The organism is Frateuria aurantia DSM 6220 (assembly GCF_000242255.2).
In the GTDB taxonomy this organism is placed as follows: Bacteria; Pseudomonadota; Gammaproteobacteria; order Xanthomonadales; family Rhodanobacteraceae; genus Frateuria; species Frateuria aurantia.
Genome location: NC_017033.1, coordinates 3,378,667 through 3,393,933, shown reverse-complemented (window position 1 = coordinate 3,393,933; position 15,267 = coordinate 3,378,667). Strand labels below are relative to the sequence as shown.

Annotated in this window: 14 protein-coding genes; 3 read left to right on the top strand and 11 right to left on the bottom strand. The window is 63.4% G+C overall.

Annotated elements, in window-relative coordinates; translation table 11 throughout:
• Nucleotides 1-65 precede the first annotated feature (65 nt).
• On the bottom strand, nucleotides 66-3,077 hold the full coding sequence (locus tag FRAAU_RS15410) for a TonB-dependent receptor (protein WP_169314771.1): 3,012 nt from the start codon (nucleotides 3,075-3,077) through the stop codon (nucleotides 66-68).
• A gap of 418 nt (nucleotides 3,078-3,495) precedes the next feature.
• Nucleotides 3,496-4,149 (bottom strand): RNA polymerase sigma factor, encoded by a 654-nt coding sequence (locus tag FRAAU_RS15405; RefSeq protein WP_014404446.1) that lies wholly within the window; start codon nucleotides 4,147-4,149, stop codon nucleotides 3,496-3,498.
• A gap of 341 nt (nucleotides 4,150-4,490) precedes the next feature.
• On the opposite strand from FRAAU_RS15405, the gene FRAAU_RS15400 reads away from it, so the two are divergent.
• The gene (locus tag FRAAU_RS15400) at nucleotides 4,491-5,882 is read left to right on the top strand and encodes an NAD-dependent succinate-semialdehyde dehydrogenase (RefSeq protein WP_014404445.1); all 1,392 of its coding nucleotides are present in this window, start codon (nucleotides 4,491-4,493) and stop codon (nucleotides 5,880-5,882) included.
• Between the two features lie 157 nt (nucleotides 5,883-6,039).
• On the opposite strand, the gene FRAAU_RS16685 is transcribed toward FRAAU_RS15400, so the two are convergent.
• The 9 genes from FRAAU_RS16685 to FRAAU_RS15365 form a co-directional block, all read right to left on the bottom strand.
• Nucleotides 6,040-6,345 (bottom strand): MFS transporter, encoded by a 306-nt coding sequence (locus tag FRAAU_RS16685; protein WP_156803439.1) that lies wholly within the window; start codon nucleotides 6,343-6,345, stop codon nucleotides 6,040-6,042.
• Between the two features lie 18 nt (nucleotides 6,346-6,363).
• Nucleotides 6,364-6,501, bottom strand: coding sequence for a hypothetical protein (locus FRAAU_RS17330; RefSeq protein WP_156803438.1), 138 nt, complete (start codon nucleotides 6,499-6,501; stop codon nucleotides 6,364-6,366).
• The gene (locus FRAAU_RS16680; RefSeq protein WP_156803437.1) at nucleotides 6,498-6,683 is read right to left on the bottom strand and encodes a hypothetical protein; all 186 of its coding nucleotides are present in this window, start codon (nucleotides 6,681-6,683) and stop codon (nucleotides 6,498-6,500) included. The genes FRAAU_RS17330 and FRAAU_RS16680 overlap by 4 nt, the downstream gene beginning before the upstream one ends.
• A 212-nt stretch (nucleotides 6,684-6,895) precedes the next feature.
• Nucleotides 6,896-7,357 (bottom strand): Mpo1-like protein, encoded by a 462-nt coding sequence (locus tag FRAAU_RS15390; RefSeq protein WP_425598095.1) that lies wholly within the window; start codon nucleotides 7,355-7,357, stop codon nucleotides 6,896-6,898.
• A gap of 143 nt (nucleotides 7,358-7,500) precedes the next feature.
• Entirely contained in the window at nucleotides 7,501-7,923 is a 423-nt protein-coding gene (gene arfB, locus FRAAU_RS15385; protein ID WP_014404443.1) for an alternative ribosome rescue aminoacyl-tRNA hydrolase ArfB, read from the bottom strand.
• Nucleotides 7,863-8,636, bottom strand: coding sequence for a pseudouridine synthase (locus FRAAU_RS15380; protein ID WP_014404442.1), 774 nt, complete (start codon nucleotides 8,634-8,636; stop codon nucleotides 7,863-7,865). Before FRAAU_RS15380 ends, arfB begins: the two co-directional genes overlap by 61 nt.
• 197 nt (nucleotides 8,637-8,833) lie before the next feature.
• The gene (ubiB, locus tag FRAAU_RS15375; RefSeq protein WP_052318011.1) at nucleotides 8,834-10,450 is read right to left on the bottom strand and encodes a ubiquinone biosynthesis regulatory protein kinase UbiB; all 1,617 of its coding nucleotides are present in this window, start codon (nucleotides 10,448-10,450) and stop codon (nucleotides 8,834-8,836) included.
• 38 nt (nucleotides 10,451-10,488) lie between these two features.
• A complete protein-coding gene (locus FRAAU_RS15370; protein WP_014404440.1) occupies nucleotides 10,489-11,151 on the bottom strand; it encodes a ubiquinone biosynthesis accessory factor UbiJ in 663 nt (220 codons plus the stop codon).
• A 100-nt stretch (nucleotides 11,152-11,251) separates the two neighbouring features.
• On the bottom strand, nucleotides 11,252-11,716 hold the full coding sequence (locus tag FRAAU_RS15365) for a tRNA (cytidine(34)-2'-O)-methyltransferase (RefSeq protein ID WP_014404439.1): 465 nt from the start codon (nucleotides 11,714-11,716) through the stop codon (nucleotides 11,252-11,254).
• Nucleotides 11,717-11,839: 123 nt separating this feature from the next.
• Here FRAAU_RS15365 and FRAAU_RS15360 point away from each other — a divergent pair, with 123 nt between their 5' ends.
• On the top strand, nucleotides 11,840-14,698 hold the full coding sequence (locus FRAAU_RS15360; protein WP_014404438.1) for a M16 family metallopeptidase: 2,859 nt from the start codon (nucleotides 11,840-11,842) through the stop codon (nucleotides 14,696-14,698).
• A gap of 71 nt (nucleotides 14,699-14,769) precedes the next feature.
• Entirely contained in the window at nucleotides 14,770-15,198 is a 429-nt protein-coding gene (locus FRAAU_RS15355; RefSeq protein WP_014404437.1) for a DUF4156 domain-containing protein, read from the top strand.
• Nucleotides 15,199-15,267 lie beyond the last annotated feature (69 nt).

The window sequence follows — 15,267 nt, the reverse complement described above, 5'->3', positions numbered from 1 at the left end:
AGCGCCGACGACCGGCGCGGAAGGAGCCTGGGCATGCTGATAGATACAGCATGGCCTGGGTCGAATCAGAACCTTGCGTTGATGCTGAAGCGCAAGGTGCGACCCGGTGCCGGCATCAGCGAGCGGGTCAGGGGATCCACGTAATAACGATTGCTGAGATTGGTGTCGGCCAGCTCGAAGGTGGTGCCGCGACGGGTATGGTAGTCGGCATAGGCATCGATGGTCGCGATCGTGCCCCAGGTATAGGGCACGTTCAGACCATAGCCGCCGATGGTGCGTGCGCCCACCCATTCATCCAGCTGACGGTTGTGGTAGGCGCGGTAATACACGCTGCGGCTGCCGATTTCCAGGGACCGGTGCAGAAAACGGGCGCCCAGATTGAGGTTGGCTGAAAATTTGGGGCTGGCCTGGGTCAGCAGATAGCTGCTGACAAAACCATAGTTGACACAGTCGGGAATCCTTCCCTGGCCGCTGTCTTTCAGGATGGCGGTGCTTTCGTCACAGGCCTTGTTGGTAGGAGTATAGGCGGCCCCGAAGTCGAAGAATAGCCTTGAGTTGTCAAAGCGGGCTTGCAGTTCAAGCCCCTTGATCACCTGCTTGTCGATATTGCTGAACTGCAGGTAGTCGCCGCGTTCGATGACATTGTGAGTGCGCTGGCTGAACCAGGCCAGCTTGATATCGGCGCGTTGCTGCTGGCTCAGCCCCAGCCAGTCGCGCAGATCCTGTACATAGCCGACCTCCATGTTGTAGGCGTGCTCGGGCTTGATGGGATACATTGGATTGAGTGCACCCGAGAAGCCGACGGTGCTCTCGAACATGCTGGGGAAACGATAGGCCTCGGCATAGCGGGCGTAAGCCCGGATACTGGGGGTGAACTGATAGCTGGCCGAGAACCATGGCGCCAGACCATGAGCCCGGTGAGGGCGTGCATCTGGCAGCACGGTATAGCCTTGATTGGATTCACCATAGCTGCACTTCCCGGGGATCAGGTTGGGAACAGTGTTCAAAAAGCCATTGATGCAGATATCGTCCTTGCGATGGTATTTGCCGTTGGCATCGGGATACCAATAGACCTCATTCTGAAAGCGATAGGGCCTGGAATGCTCTTCCATCCACCAGCTCTGATTGCGCCAGAAATCGACCCTGCTCTCGGCCTCTTCCTCGCTCCGGCCATTAGCCAGGGCTTGTTGCCGTATTTGTGCAAGCGCTTTGTCGGGCGTGGTTTCAAGCGTGTTATAGATGGCCGATTGGCTTGGGCTGTAATAGCTCTTGAACAGATGCCCATTCCCCGCACGGATCTGGCTGGCCAGAAAATCATCATGCGCCCAGTAGCCTGAGTAGTTCAGTCCGCCTTGCAGATCCAGGCCGTCGACGGGCCGCCAGGCCAGCTTCATGCGGATATGGTATTCCTGCCGGCGACCGGCACGCGGATACATCCTCCAGCCATCCAGATCGCTGTTCCAGATATCGCTGGTGGACAGCTTTTCGTGCTGCCAGTCGCCGCCCAGGGTCAGGTCGAGGCGATCACCCAACTGGAAGTGGTTGCTTAAGCTCAGGCCGACGCGATTGTTCTGCTGGTTGGCCAGGGCGGTATTGTAGATGATGGGGTTGTCGGGGCCTTGCGCGTAATTGGGGAAACCGCCCGAGGTATAGGTATGGCTGCCGGTGCGGGTGGTCCACAGATTGGCGTACAGGTCCAGCCAGGGGTTGTCGGGTTTCCAGCGGTATTCCAGATTGTAGGCCTTGCTGTCGACCTTGCTCTCGGGCCACTGGATGGCGCCTATGTCATCGACACCGGAGATGAAAATGCGCGAAGGCATGACCTCGCCGTAACGGGACAGGCTGTCGCGCAGGCCCAGCTGTAACTGCTGGTTCGGGGTGGGATGCCAGCTCAGCTTGCCCAGCCAGGACTGCATCCGAGATGAGGTATTGGGCACTTCATTGCCGGGCCGGTAGGACATGCCCAGCTTGCGGATGATGTAGTTCATGCCGCCGCGCTGGATATCCTGAGTGTAGTAACCGGAGGCACCCTCGCCGGCGTAGTAGTTGCCGCGCTGGCGATAGGCATAGGCCAGCAAGGCATCGAAAGGCCCTTTGCGGCCGGCCAGGGCGATGCGATAGGCGCGGTCGCCCATGCTGACCAGATGATTGCGGTTGCCGGGGGGATGCAGCAGGCTGGGATCGCTGTAAGGCGCATTGGGTATGGTAAACGGCGGCGAGCCCGGCGCGCCGGGGAAACCGGGGATGTCGCGATAATCCTGACCGCCCAGCAGATGCGGCCAGTGCGGCGAGACCGAGTTGTTGGCGCCTTCCAGCTTGATATCGGCACCCCAGTGCCGGCCGGGTTTCAGCACATCGTCCACGTCCAGGGTCTTGACCACCACCGCGCCGCCGACGCCGCCGGCAATATCGCGCTCGGTGGTGGGCCCTTTCAGGACCTGTACCCCGCCGATCAGGGCCGGATCGATATAGGCGCGGTTGTTGGCCCCGTTGTAGCCGCGCCACACGGTCAGGGCCTGCTCGGTGCCGTCGATCAGTACCGGTACCCGGCCCGGGCCTTCGATGCCGCGGATATTCGGATCCAGCGCGCCGCTGTTGCGGGCATCGCCGCTGAAGACATTGACCATGCCTTTCAGCAGGTCGGCCGGATTTTCGCCGCGGTAGCGTTCCAGTTCCTGTTTGCCCTTGTAGACGCTGGAGGCATCCAGGTTGTAGACATCGTCATAACCTTGGCGATCCCGGGCTTCGCCGGTGGCCGGCTGGTCATCGGTCGACTCCACCGCCAAGGCGCCGCTGACCACATCGCCCGGGACCGCGGCAGGTGCCGGTGCCAACTTGTAGTGGCCAGCCGTCATCGGCTGAGCCTGCAGTCCGCTGCCGGCCAGCAGCAGCTGCAGCGCCCGGGTATCGCTGTAATCACCCTTCAGCGCCGGTGCCCGTAGCCCTTCCAGCCAGGCGGGTTCGTAGTCCAGTTCGATGCCGCGCTGCGCGCGCAGAGCGGCCAGAGCGGAGGCCAGTGGCTGCGGAGCGATATCCAGACGGCGGCGCTCACTGTTTCGCTCTGGCGGGTCAGTCATGGCCTGGGCCGAGCAGGGTGAGGCGATGAAGGATAAAGCCATCAAGATGGCTGCCATTGGAAATTTGATGCTGCAGAGGGGAACGCGTCGCCGCATGGGAAAGCCTCGTGGTTCGGAAAGCATCGTTCATGCCCGGAAGGGACGAGCCGGGTTGCTTTGCAAGAGACGTTCACAACCTGGCCGATCCCCCTATGGCTACATCCCATGGGCTGGTACCGGGCGGCAGGCTGAGGCGCATGATCTGCGTTGCACCAGACGGCTCTTTATTCCGGGTGGGCGGCCATGGCATGGGGAGCCGTCGACGCATAGGACGAGGTCTGCATCGAACGGGCCTTGACGCTGGCATGGCGCGGGTCGGTCTTGAGTGCCATGGCGCATGACGTGCCATGTGGGCAGGCATCGAACCAGCCGTCCGGACTCAAAGATCCGATATCCGCCCATGCCCTTCGCGGCTTGCAGACCTCCCTCGGTCGGCCGAGCCGGCTTTCGCTGGCAGCATGGCACGATGGACGTCGCCACGACGCAAGGCGTGGCCATGGTCCTGCAGATGGCGGCGGCAGCTTTGCACGGCACGGGCGATATGGTGTTCCACGGTTTTGGGGGCCAGCCCGAGCCGGTCGGCGATGTCGCCCGTGCTCAGCTGCTGGCCGCGGTAGAGCAGAAATACCTGGCGACAGCGAGGGGGCAGTTGGCGTACAGCCTGCAACAGCTGCGCATACTCCTGCTGGGCGGCGGCGATCTGGAAGGGCGTGGGCGCCTGACTGGCCATCTGTTCGGCCAGACATTCCTGGCAATGCCGGCACTGCCAGCGCTGGCGTTGGCGACAGCGATCAATGCAGAGATGGGTGATGACCTGGTACACATAGGCCAGGGCATGTTTGATCGGAGGGCGTGGCCGCTGCCCTGAGGCCGGTGTCGCCGTCAGGCGCAACCAGGCCTCCTGCATGACTTCGTCCGCCACATGACGCGAGCCGGTACGGCCCAGCGCAAAGCGATGCAGCTCGGCATAGCGGCTCACCAGCAGGGCGGCACCCTCGCTGGCTGGTGGTCGGGTCGGCGTGGATTCCATCATGCGGCGGCCTTGATCCGCGGAGGCGAACGATTCGGCTTTTAGATGATAATGATTCGCAAGAACAATTGATTTTGCAGAAACTACGTCAAGGCTTCGTGAGCAAGATGTCAGACGCCGTGGCGGCATCCGCGTTGATGCTTTCGGTTCAGGGGAGGCCGCTGTCGCAGGCTGCGCAAGCCGCTGTTCCAGTTCGGGAACAGCGTCACGGCGCCACTTGCATTTGTATCGATCCAATCTTGCGAGCGCCGGAAGTCGGTGGCATCTGCATGGCAGTCGCGCTACCGTTGTCAGGATCTGGGTGTTCCAGAGCGAATTTGTTCCAGGCACTGAAGGAATGTTTTATGGCCTACGCTACGACCAATCCCTATACCGCTGAAACTCTGAAAACTTTCCCGAACGCGACGGATGCCGAAGTCGCACAGGCTCTGGAGCAGGGCTATACCGCTTTCCGTGCATGGAAGGGACGTTCCGTTGCCGATCGCGTCAAGGTGCTGCAGAAAGCGGCCGATCTGCTGCGGGCCAAGGCCCACGACTATGCCAGGCTGCTGACCCTGGAAATGGGCAAGCTGATCGGCGAAGCCGAAGCCGAAGTCGAACTGTCGGCCGGCATCTTCGAATACTACGTCGAGAACGCCGAGAAGCTGTTGGCGCCCGAGCCGCTGCCGTCCAAGGATCCGGCGGTGATCGATGCCCAGCTGGTGCATGAGCCGCTGGGCATCATTCTGGCGATCGAGCCCTGGAATTTCCCGTACTATCAGATTGCCCGCATCATTGCGCCCCAGCTGGCCGCCGGCAACGTGGTGGTGCTCAAGCACGCTTCCAATGTGCCGCAGTGCGCCGATGCCTTCGAGAAGCTGATGCTGGAAGCCGGTCTGCCGGTGGGCGGTTTCAAGAACCTCTTTGCCAGCCGTGATCATTTGGAAACCATCATCAATGATCCGCGCGTGCATGGTGTGGCACTGACGGGTTCCGAAGGCGCCGGCGCCGTGGTCGCCTCGCAGGCCGGCAAGGCGCTGAAGAAGTCGACCATGGAGCTGGGCGGTGCCGATGCCTTTATCGTGCTGGACGATGCGGATCTGGACAAGGCTGCCAAATGGGCTGTGTTCGGCCGCCACTGGAATGCCGGGCAGGTCTGCTGCTCGTCCAAGCGCATTATCGTGCTGGAGTCGGTTTACGATGCCTTTATGGAGCGCTATGTCGCCGGTGTAGCCAAGCTGAAGGCCGGTGATCCGATGGATGCATCCACCACCTTGGCACCGCTGTCTTCGCAGGGTGCAGCCGACGAAGTAAAGGATCTGGTGGCCCAGGCCGTGGGCCACGGCGCCAAGGCCACCGTGATCGGTGCCGAAGTGCCGAGCAAGGGGGCCTTTGTGCAGCCGGTGATGCTGACCGAGGTGACGCCGGACAATCCGGCCTGGCACTGGGAGTTCTTCGGTCCGGTGTCGCTGATCTTCAAGGCTCGCGACGAAGCTCATGCCATCGAGATCGCCAATGACTCGCCGTTCGGTCTGGGCGGATCGGTGTTTACCCAGAACATCGAGCGCGGTCGCAAGGTGGCCGCCAAGATGTCCACCGGCATGGTCTATATCAACCATCCTACTGCCGTGAAGGCCGATTTGCCCTTCGGCGGCGTGCGTCGCTCAGGCTATGGCCGCGAGCTGATCGGCCTGGGCCTGAAGGAGTTCGTCAACCACAAGTTGATCGGTGTCACCGATATCGACGGCAACTTCTGAGGCTCAAGGCCTGAGTGGATGGCGACCCCTCCTCCGAGGGGCGGACCGCCAGCGTGAATCAGCCCCTGAGGCGCCGTTGCCGGTGCTCGGGGGCTTTTCATGGGGCCGCTAGTGTTCAGGGTGGCCGGACGCTGCGCTGCGAATCGCGGCGATGTCGTCAGAGGGTTGCAGCGACTGCCAGGCTGACCAGTCCCGTCGTCGCCATCGCCAGCGCGAAACCACTGGCCATGGCCGCCCGGTAGCCTGTCGCAACCAGACCGGCCTGCTGCAGTGCCTGGCTCATCCGGCGGATGGTTTGCCGGATCATCAGGCGGCCCATCAAGGCGAGCCCCATACTCGTGCCGGTCTGGCGCAAGGCATTCATGGTGACCGAAGCGATGCAGGCTTGTTCGGGTGGCGCTGCATTCATCACCGCCATTCTCGTGGCAGGCACGGCCAGACCCATGCCCAAGCCCAACAACATCAGACAGGCCATCTCTGTCTAGGTCGAGGTCCGTGGCTGGAAACCGGTCATCAGCAGCATGTCCGAACCCATCAGGAAGTAGCTGGCGGTCATCAGTGCCTGCAACGCGAAGCGTTGCAAGAAACAGCCGAACAGCAGCGAGTTCAATGCTGTCATCGTGAACTGCGGTACCAGCTGCATCCCGGCACGGCAGGTGAGTGGGTCTGAGTCTGTTGCAGAAAGATCGAAAGAAAGAACAGGCTGGCATAGCCCGAAAAACCCAGGGCAAATGAGATCATATTGGCCAGGGCGAAACTTCGCTGGCGAAACAGCGGCAAGGGCAGCAAAGGAGGTTCCACGCGCTGCTCCTGCCAGACGAAAGCCAGCAGGCTGGCGGCAGAAACGGCTAGTGGGTAGAGCCAGCGAGCATGGTTTCGATCCGGCTGGCCCAAGTTGATCAGCGGCGGCCTTTTGCGGGTGGCGTCGTTCGGGGATGGCCCAAAGTCCCGGCGTGACAGCGATCAGCCCCAGGGGCAGATTGACCTGGAAAATGCTCTGCCAGCCGATATGTTTAGACCAGCAGCCCGCCCAGCAAGGGGCCTGTGACCAGGGCAGCGCACTGCAGGCCGCCCAGCCGTCGCTGGCCTCGGCCCAGGCGAAATCCGATTTCGGCGACCACGAAGAAGGGACCGGTCAGCAATTGCTGAATATCATCCAGAAAGGCGAGCTTACGGCCTTCAAAGGCATGGCCCCACAGCTGCAAGACCCGCCCGACCAGCAGCAGGCCCAGGCCGAGGCTTCGCCAGATCGGCATGGCCATATCGGCGATACCCCGGCCCAGCAGCGCCAGCACGCCCGGGTTCAGCAGGTGCGGCGCCGCATCGAGCCCGGGGCGAGGCAGCAGGACCGCGGTACCACGCAAGATCATAGGCACGCCAAACATATGCATGGCGGGATGGCGTGGGTCGCGGTGACAGCGCGTGTATCCGGACAGCTTGTCCACCAGGCCCGACAGGTGGTGCCCGTGGCCCATCATCAGGGATGTCCGGCCGTTTGGCGCGGACGATGGGGTATGGCGGCGGTGTCCTCCCGTCGACCGGGCTGGTCATGGCGCACTGCAACGGGAGCGGTCTGGTGTGCTCTGCCGCCCCCGTGCCGGATCAGCCTCGGCGGTGCTCAGTCATGCAGTCCGGGCCTGCCACGGCCTTTCTTGATCTGGCCGCGCTGCTGCTTGCCCGCCAGCCGGCGTTCCTTCGAGCCGCGGGTGGGCTTGGTGGCGATGCGCCGGGCGGGTGGCTGAAGCACCTCGCGGATGATTTCCACCAGCCGGTCCCGTGCATCTTCACGGTTGCGGGCCTGATCACGGAACCGGCGGGCCTGGATCACCAGCACCCCCTCGCCGGTCAGGCGACGGTCGGCTCGCTCCAGCACGCGGGTTCGCAAAGCCTCGGGCAGACTGGGCGAGTTGATGACGTCAAAGCGCAGTTCGACCGCGCTTTCGGTGCGGTTGACGTGCTGCCCGCCGGGGCCGTCCGCTCTCAGGAAGCGTTCGACGAGCTCGGATTCGGGGATATGGATGGATCGGCTGATGGTAAGCATGGGGGCATGGTAACGGCAGGCAGGCTCCATTCGAAGCGCTGCAGGATGGCACTGAAGTCGGCATCCAGCGGGGCTTCCAGCTCGATCAGTTGCTGCCTCAAGGGATGGCGGAACTGCAGGCGCCAGGCATGAAGCAGCATGCGATGGCACTGGAAGTACTGCTTGTACAGCCGGTTGTGATCGCCGCGGCCGTGCTGGCTGTCACCGATGATGGGGTGGTGGATATGGGCCAGATGCTTGCGGATCTGGTGGAAGCGGCCGGTATGCGGCGAGGCCAGCACCAGCGCATAGCGCTGTTGCGGATAGCGGCCCAGGGCGATCGGCACCTCGATTTCGCCCAGCCTCCGGTAGCCGGTACGGGCCTCGCGGCGTGGACCGGTTTCACGGGCGCCGGGCAGGGGATAGTCGACTTCGCCTTCGGTCGGCTCGGGCCAGCCACGGCAGACGGCCAGGTATTGCTTGCGCACCTCCCGGTCCATGAACTGCTCGCCCATGGCGGCGGCCATGGCACTGCTGCGGGTGGCCAGCAGCAGGCCGCTTGTGGCCCGGTCCAGTCGATGGGCCAGCGAGATCGAACCGCCCAGTTGCTCGCGCAGCAGGTCGACCAGATAGGCCTCGCTGGGGCCGACATAGTTGGAACGGTGCACGACCAGGCCGGCGGGTTTGTTGACCGCGATCAGGTCGCCATCGTCGTAGACAATTTCCAGGGTCATCGGGACTCGCGTGAAATCTGAAGTAAAAGCGATGTTGAGGAGGCAACCCAAGGCGCTGACTTGGTGACCGGGACGGAGGTTGTGATGCCGGGCAGACTGGTATGACAGCGGCGCGCTGTCGGCGCTGGCCCGTGAGTGGATCGGGCCGGCCCCTGGCAGGGACCGGCCCGATCATCATGCCGGACTGGCGGCAGGTCTCAGCCTTGGCCGGGGCCTCGCGGGCGCGGCCATCCCCAGGCAAAGCTGATCAGGCCGGCAAGGCCGAAGGCCCAGGGCCAGTCACTGGTATGACCGGCAATAAACAGCAGGGCCGCGGTGATCAGCAGGCAAAAGCCCAGCAGGCTGCCTGCCAGCAGCCGTTGCTGGCGGCGGGCCAGTTCCTGCTGTTGCTTGACCAGCAGCTGGGCGGCGGCCAGTTCCGCGCTGCCGTTGACACCTTGCTGCAGCCACTCGCGGACCAGTGCCGGCATCTGCGGCGCGGTATGCAGCCATTCGGGAAGCTGGCGGCGCACCACTTTCAGAGTGCGTGCCGGGTTGTAGCGATCCTTGAGGATCTGCTTCAGCACCGGATGGGCCACCGCCCAGATGTCGATTTCGGGATCCAGAATGCGGCCCACGCCCTCGATGTTCAGCAAGGTCTTCTGCAGCAGGATCAGCTGTGGCTGCAAGGTCAGCTGGAAGCGGCGCGCGACCTGGAACATCTTCACCACCAGCTCGGCGATGGAGATCTGGGAGAGCGGGCGGGTGAAATAGGGCTCGCAGACGGTACGGACCGCGGCTTCCAGCTCGTCCAGCCGGATCGAGGCCGGCATCCAGCCGGAGGCGACGTGCAGATGCGCGATGCGGGCGTAGTCGCGCTCGAACATGGCGATGAAGTTCTGCGCCAGCCAGTATTGATCCTTTTCCGGCAGCGATCCCATGATGCCGAAGTCCAGCGCGATGAAACGCGGCTCCTCGATGCGGGTGGGATCGACCCAGATATTGCCCGGATGGGCATCGGCGTGGAAGAAATTGTCGCGGAACACCTGTTCGTAGAACACCCGCACGCCCTTGGCCGCCAGCTGTTTGCGGTCGACGCCGGCGGCATCGATGGCCAGGATGTCATCGGAGCTGATGCCGCGGACCCGCTCCTGGGTCATCACCCGGGTGCCGGTCAGATCCCAGTAGATCCTGGGCACGTAAAGATCGACGCCGCTTTCGAAGTTGCGCCGCAGCAGGCTGGCACTGGCCGCCTCGCGCTGCAGATCCAACTCGTTTTCCAGCATTTTCTCGATTTCCTGGACCACTTCCAGGGGGCGGATCTTGTCGGAGTTGGGCAACCAGCGCTGGGCGATTTCACCCAAAGAGTGCAGCAGGCCCAGATCACGGTTGATCTGCTTCTCGATGCCCGGGCGCAGTACCTTGACCACGGCCTCTTCGCCATCAAGCAGGGTCACGGCATGGACCTGGGCAATCGAGGCCGAGGCCAGCGGCTTCAGATCGAAGCTGGCAAACAATTCGCTGACCGGGGCCTTCAGCTCGGACTCGATCTGGGCCTGGGCCAGCTGGCCGTCGAAGGGCGGCACCTGGTCCTGCAGCAGCGCCAGTTCGTTGGCGATGTCGTCCGGTACCAGGTCACGCCGGGTCGACAAGACCTGACCGGCCTTGACAAAGATCGGTCCCAGTTCGGCAAAGGCCAGACGCAGACGGACACCGCGCGAGAGGCTGCGCAGATCACTGCGCGGACGCGGCAGCAGGGGGCGGATCAGTTTCAACGGGCGAAACGGACGCACCACGTCGAACAACTCATCGAGACGGTAGCGCAGCAACACCATGCCGAAGCGCAACAAACCGGAGAAAATGCGCAGCGACTTCACGAGCGGGCCTCCTGCAATTGGCGGCGCACACGTTCATAGCGGGCCTCGAAGCGTTCACTGCGTTCACGCAGCAGGTCGACCTGATCCAGAAACCGGTCCATTTCGCCGGGCGCGATGCTGAGCCGCGATTCCTCGCGCAACCAGGCGGCACTGTCCTCGACCGAGTTGCGGCCGTGTCGACGCAAGGCCTCGCGGGCCCGTGCCAGTGCCTGGGCCAGCGGGACGCCGATGACATTGCCGAAACGCTGGCTCATCGCGGCTTCGGTATCGGCCGAATACTGGCTCATCAGCCGCTCCAGCCGCCGAGCCAGTTCGGCATCGCCGGCGATATCGACCTTGCCGCCGACAGCGGCCTCGTCCATATGGCCGCTGATCCGGCGCACAGCCATGGCCAGCAGGCTGCCGGGCGTGGCGGAGATCCGCAGATCGCTGTCGTCGTGAGCGGGCCGGATGTCGATCAGGCCGTCTTCCACGGCGATGACCAAGGTCAGTTCCGGGCCAGTCAGATGCACCTGCAGCATTCTGCCATCGAGTCCACGCAGGCGCTGCCGGGTCTGCGGATCCAGTGCCAGTGCCTGATTGAGCACCAGCTTGAGCGTATGAGCCGCGATCCGGCGCAAGGGGCGCGGCAGGGTAAGGAGAGGCGTCGCTTCAGTCATGGGCGTATTGTAGTCATGCCGGCCCGGCCGGTGCGTATCAAACAGGCGGGCGCGGCCGCCCGCAGCAGAAAGGGGCGAAAGAGGCCGGGCCCGGCAGCCATCAGGCGGCGCCGTCAAAGCCCAGCTGCCGCCAGGCCTCGTAGACGGTCACGGCGACGGCATTGGACAGATTCAGGCTGCGACTGGAGGCCTGCATGGGCAGGCGCAGACGCTGATCGGGTGGCAGGCTCTCGACCACGGAGGGAGGCAGCCCGGCGGTTTCACGCCCGAACAGCAGGGCATCACCGGCAGCGAAAGCCACCTCGGTGGGTCGGCGCTGGCCACGGGTGGTGAGGGCGAATACCCGCGGCTGGCCAAGTTCGAGCAGGCAGCTGGCCAGGTCGGGATGGCGGCGGACCCGGGCATACTCGTGGTAGTCAAGACCGGCGCGCTTCAGACGGGTATCGTCCAGCTCGAAGCCCAGCGGTTCGATCAGATGCAGCGAGGCGCCGGTATTCGCGCACAGGCGGATCACGTTGCCGGTATTCGGGGGGATTTCAGGCTGGAACAGAATCACATGGATCATGCCCTCATTATCGCCTGATTCAGGCGTTTGCCCAGCGCCCGCAAAGGCACTTTGCCGCAGGCTGCGCTTTGGGCTAGGCTGCAGCGTCGCTGTCGGCGATGCACACTTTTGGGGAGAAGTGATATGGGGTTTCGCAGGAATACGCTCTGGATGCGCCTGTTCGCCGGTGCAATGGCACTGGTACCGATGGGACTGCTGGCGGCCAGCGGGGAGGGGGCGCTGCCCAAGCTCGATTACACGCGGTTCGTATTGCCCAACGGGCTGACCGTAGTGGTGCATGAGGATCACAAGGCACCGGTGGTGGCGGTCGGGATCTGGTATCACATCGGTTCAGCCGATGAGCCGGCCGGCAAGACCGGCTTTGCGCATCTGTTCGAGCACCTGATGTTCTCCGGTTCCGAGCATCATCCAGGCACCTACTTCCAGCCGTTCGAGCAGGTCGGTGCGACCAATATGAACGGCACGACCTGGTTCGATCGCACCAATTATTTCGAGACCGTACCCACCACTGCGCTGGACATGGCCTTGTGGATGGAATCGGACCGGATGGGCCACCTGCTGGGGGCGATCGGGCAGAAAGAGCTCGATACCCAGCGCGGTGTGGTGCAGAACGAAAAGCGCCAGGGCGAGAACCGCCCTTATGGCCGGGTGGACCAGAACATCCTGTCCAATACCTTGCCGGCCAATCATCCTTATGCCCATGACACCATCGGCTCGATGAAGGATCTGAATGCCGCCTCGCTGGCCGATGTGAAAGGCTGGTTCCATGCCAATTATGGTGCCGCCAATACCACCCTGGTGCTGTCCGGCGATATCACGCCGGCCCAGGCACGGAGCGAGGCCGAGCGCTATTTCGGCGATATTCCGGCCGGCCCGCCGGTGGCGCGTCAGCAGCCCTGGATCACGCCGCTGGCCGGTGACCGGCACGGCATTCAGCATGATCATGTCGCCCAGCCACGGATCATCCGTACCTGGGTAGTGCCGCAGCTGGGAACCCGGCCGGCGATTGATCTGGATCTGGCCACCACGATACTGGGCGGCGGCAGGACTTCAAGGCTTTATCAGCGGCTGGTCTATCAGGATCACCTGGTCGATGACGTGTCAGCCAGCATTTCACCGTTCGCGCTGGCCAGCCAGGTGCAGATCCAGGCCGATGTGAAGAAAGGCGTGGACCCGGCCCGGGTCGAGGCGGTGATCGAGGAGGTGATCAAGGCCTTCCTGCGCGAGGGGCCGACCGCCGATGAGCTGGCCCGTGCCAAGATCCAGATGCGGGCCAATACCATCCGGCAGCTGGACGATGTCACCCAGCAAGGCTTTTTCCTGGCCGAAGGCCAGGTCTATCGCCATGATCCGGAAGCTTTCCGCAAGGATCTGCAGCAGGCCATGGCGACGACGCCGGCGGATCTGAAGCAGGCGGCCGCGGACTGGCTGGGCAAGGGCAGCTACACCTTGCAAGTGCTGCCGGCGACGGCGACCCAGAATCTGGCGGCCGAAGATGCGGCTGTTCGTCCGCTGCCGGCCGCGGCGGGACGTCCGGCGGCGATCCAGCCAGCCAAGGCTGCGTATCGGACTACGGCCAGTACCGTCGATCGCAGCAAAGGCGTGCCCGTGGTCAGCCAGTTCCCGGGCCTGCATTTCCCCAAGGTGGAACGGGCCCGGCTGAGCAATGGCATCCAGGTGATTCTGGCCGCTCGGCATGCCATTCCGGTCACTGATGTCCAGCTGCTGTTCAACGCCGGTTACGCCGCCGACCACGGTGGCAGATTGGGCACGGCGGCTTTTACCTCGCGGATGATGAGCGAGAGTACGCAGAAGCGGGATTCGGTCGCGGTGATCGAGGCTGAGCAGCGACTGGGGGCGCAGATCAATTTTGGCGTGGGTCTGGACATGTCCAATGCTTCGCTCAGCGCGCTCAATGACCAGCTGCAGGCGTCGCTGGACCTGCTGTCGGAGATGGTGCTGCAGCCGGCGTTCAAGGCCGGAGATATGCAGCGGGTCCGCGGCCAGTGGCTGGCCAATATCGCCCAGCAGAAGACCGAGCCGATGTCGATGGCCCTGAGGACCTTGCCGCCCTTGCTGTACGGCACGGACCATGCCTATGGCGTGCCATTCACCGGATCGGGCACGGAGGCTTCGATCCAGTCGCTGCAACCGGCTGATCTGGTGGCTTTCCAGCAGCACTGGCTGCGTCCTGACAATGTCACCATCCTGGTGTCGGGCGACACCAGTCTGGCCAAGATCGTCCCGGCGCTGGACAAGGCCTTTGGCCACTGGCAGGCGCCGGCCGGTCCGGTCCCGGTGAAGTCACTGTCCACCGTGGCGGCCCAGCCCGTGCCGCGGGTATTTCTGATCGACCGGCCGGATGCGCCGCAGTCGGTGGTGATGGCCGGCCTGCTGGCCCCTTCAACGCTGGCACCGAACAATCTGGCGCTGAAAGTGGCCAACGATGCCTTCGGAGGCACCTTCACTTCACGCATCAATATGAATCTGCGCGAGAACAAGCGCTGGGCTTACGGTGCTTTCAGTATCCTGATCAATGCCATCGGTCAGCGCCCGCTGTTGTTCTATGCGCCGGTACAGTCAGACAAGACGGCGCCCTCGATCACCGAGGTATTGCATGAAGCGCAGGGCGTGATCGGTGCCCATCCGCTGACCGAGGCCGAGGTGGAGAAGATCAAGGACAATGACATCCGCAGCCTGCCCGGTGCCTATCAGACCGCCGACGCGGTGCTCGATGCCCTCAGCGGCAATGTCATGTATCACCGTCCGGATGACTATGTGACCACCCTGGCCCAGCATCTGCAGGCCGTGCATCAACCGCAGGCGCAGGCGGCCATCGAGGAAATGGTCCATCCCCAGGCCCTGACCTGGGTGATTGTCGGTGACCTCAAGCAGATCGAGGCGCCGGTGCGGGCTCTGAATCTGGGCAAGGTCGAAGTGCTCGATGCTGATGGCAAGCCTGTTCAGACAAGCAAGCCCTGAGTCTGGCGCGCAATAAGCTACGATAGCGACCGGGCCGTTCCGGCCCGGTTTTTCGTGGCCTGGAGAGTGACATGAGCAAGACCTGGTGGTGTGTATCCGTGGTGGTCCTGACGGCCTGTACCTGGGGCATCAAGCTGAACGAGGGCGGGCAGCGGGTGCACACGGCATGGAATCGCGATGTCAGCGCCTGCCGTTACGTCGGCAAGGTGACGGTGTCGGTAGCCGATCATGTGGGGCCGATGTCACGGAACGACATCAAGGTGCGCGACGAGCTTGAAATCATGGCGCGCAACGAGGCTTCGGAATTGTCGGCCGATACGGTCAAGCCGCTGGGCCAGCCACATGACGGCGAGCAGCCCTGGGGGGCCTACAGCTGTGGTTCGCGACTGGGCCCGGTCACGGGGCAGGGCAGCTACCGCTCACCGGTGACGAGTCCGGCCGAGGCGGCACCGGCGGACAATGGCGGCGGTTTCCAGACCTATCCGGTCAAGGGCGGCTGAACTCCACGTCCTGCAAGATATGTGCGGGATGTTAAAGTTTTACTTTTGAATAGTTGAATTCTGAAGTAT

Coding starts and splice junctions, on each gene's coding strand:
- FRAAU_RS15390 (WP_425598095.1), bottom strand. CDS start 7,357: ATGGGCCACGGGCACCACCTGTCGGGCCTGGTGGACAAGCTGTCCGGA.
- FRAAU_RS15410 (WP_169314771.1), bottom strand. CDS start 3,077: ATGACTGACCCGCCAGAGCGAAACAGTGAGCGCCGCCGTCTGGATATC.
- arfB (WP_014404443.1), bottom strand. CDS start 7,923: ATGCTTACCATCAGCCGATCCATCCATATCCCCGAATCCGAGCTCGTC.
- FRAAU_RS15355 (WP_014404437.1), top strand. CDS start 14,770: ATGAGCAAGACCTGGTGGTGTGTATCCGTGGTGGTCCTGACGGCCTGT.
- FRAAU_RS15380 (WP_014404442.1), bottom strand. CDS start 8,636: ATGACCCTGGAAATTGTCTACGACGATGGCGACCTGATCGCGGTCAAC.
- FRAAU_RS15400 (WP_014404445.1), top strand. CDS start 4,491: ATGGCCTACGCTACGACCAATCCCTATACCGCTGAAACTCTGAAAACT.
- FRAAU_RS16685 (WP_156803439.1), bottom strand. CDS start 6,345: ATGTTGTTGGGCTTGGGCATGGGTCTGGCCGTGCCTGCCACGAGAATG.
- FRAAU_RS17330 (WP_156803438.1), bottom strand. CDS start 6,501: ATGACAGCATTGAACTCGCTGCTGTTCGGCTGTTTCTTGCAACGCTTC.
- FRAAU_RS15370 (WP_014404440.1), bottom strand. CDS start 11,151: ATGACTGAAGCGACGCCTCTCCTTACCCTGCCGCGCCCCTTGCGCCGG.
- FRAAU_RS15405 (WP_014404446.1), bottom strand. CDS start 4,149: ATGATGGAATCCACGCCGACCCGACCACCAGCCAGCGAGGGTGCCGCC.
- FRAAU_RS15365 (WP_014404439.1), bottom strand. CDS start 11,716: ATGATCCATGTGATTCTGTTCCAGCCTGAAATCCCCCCGAATACCGGC.
- ubiB (WP_052318011.1), bottom strand. CDS start 10,450: ATGGTGTTGCTGCGCTACCGTCTCGATGAGTTGTTCGACGTGGTGCGT.
- FRAAU_RS15360 (WP_014404438.1), top strand. CDS start 11,840: ATGGGGTTTCGCAGGAATACGCTCTGGATGCGCCTGTTCGCCGGTGCA.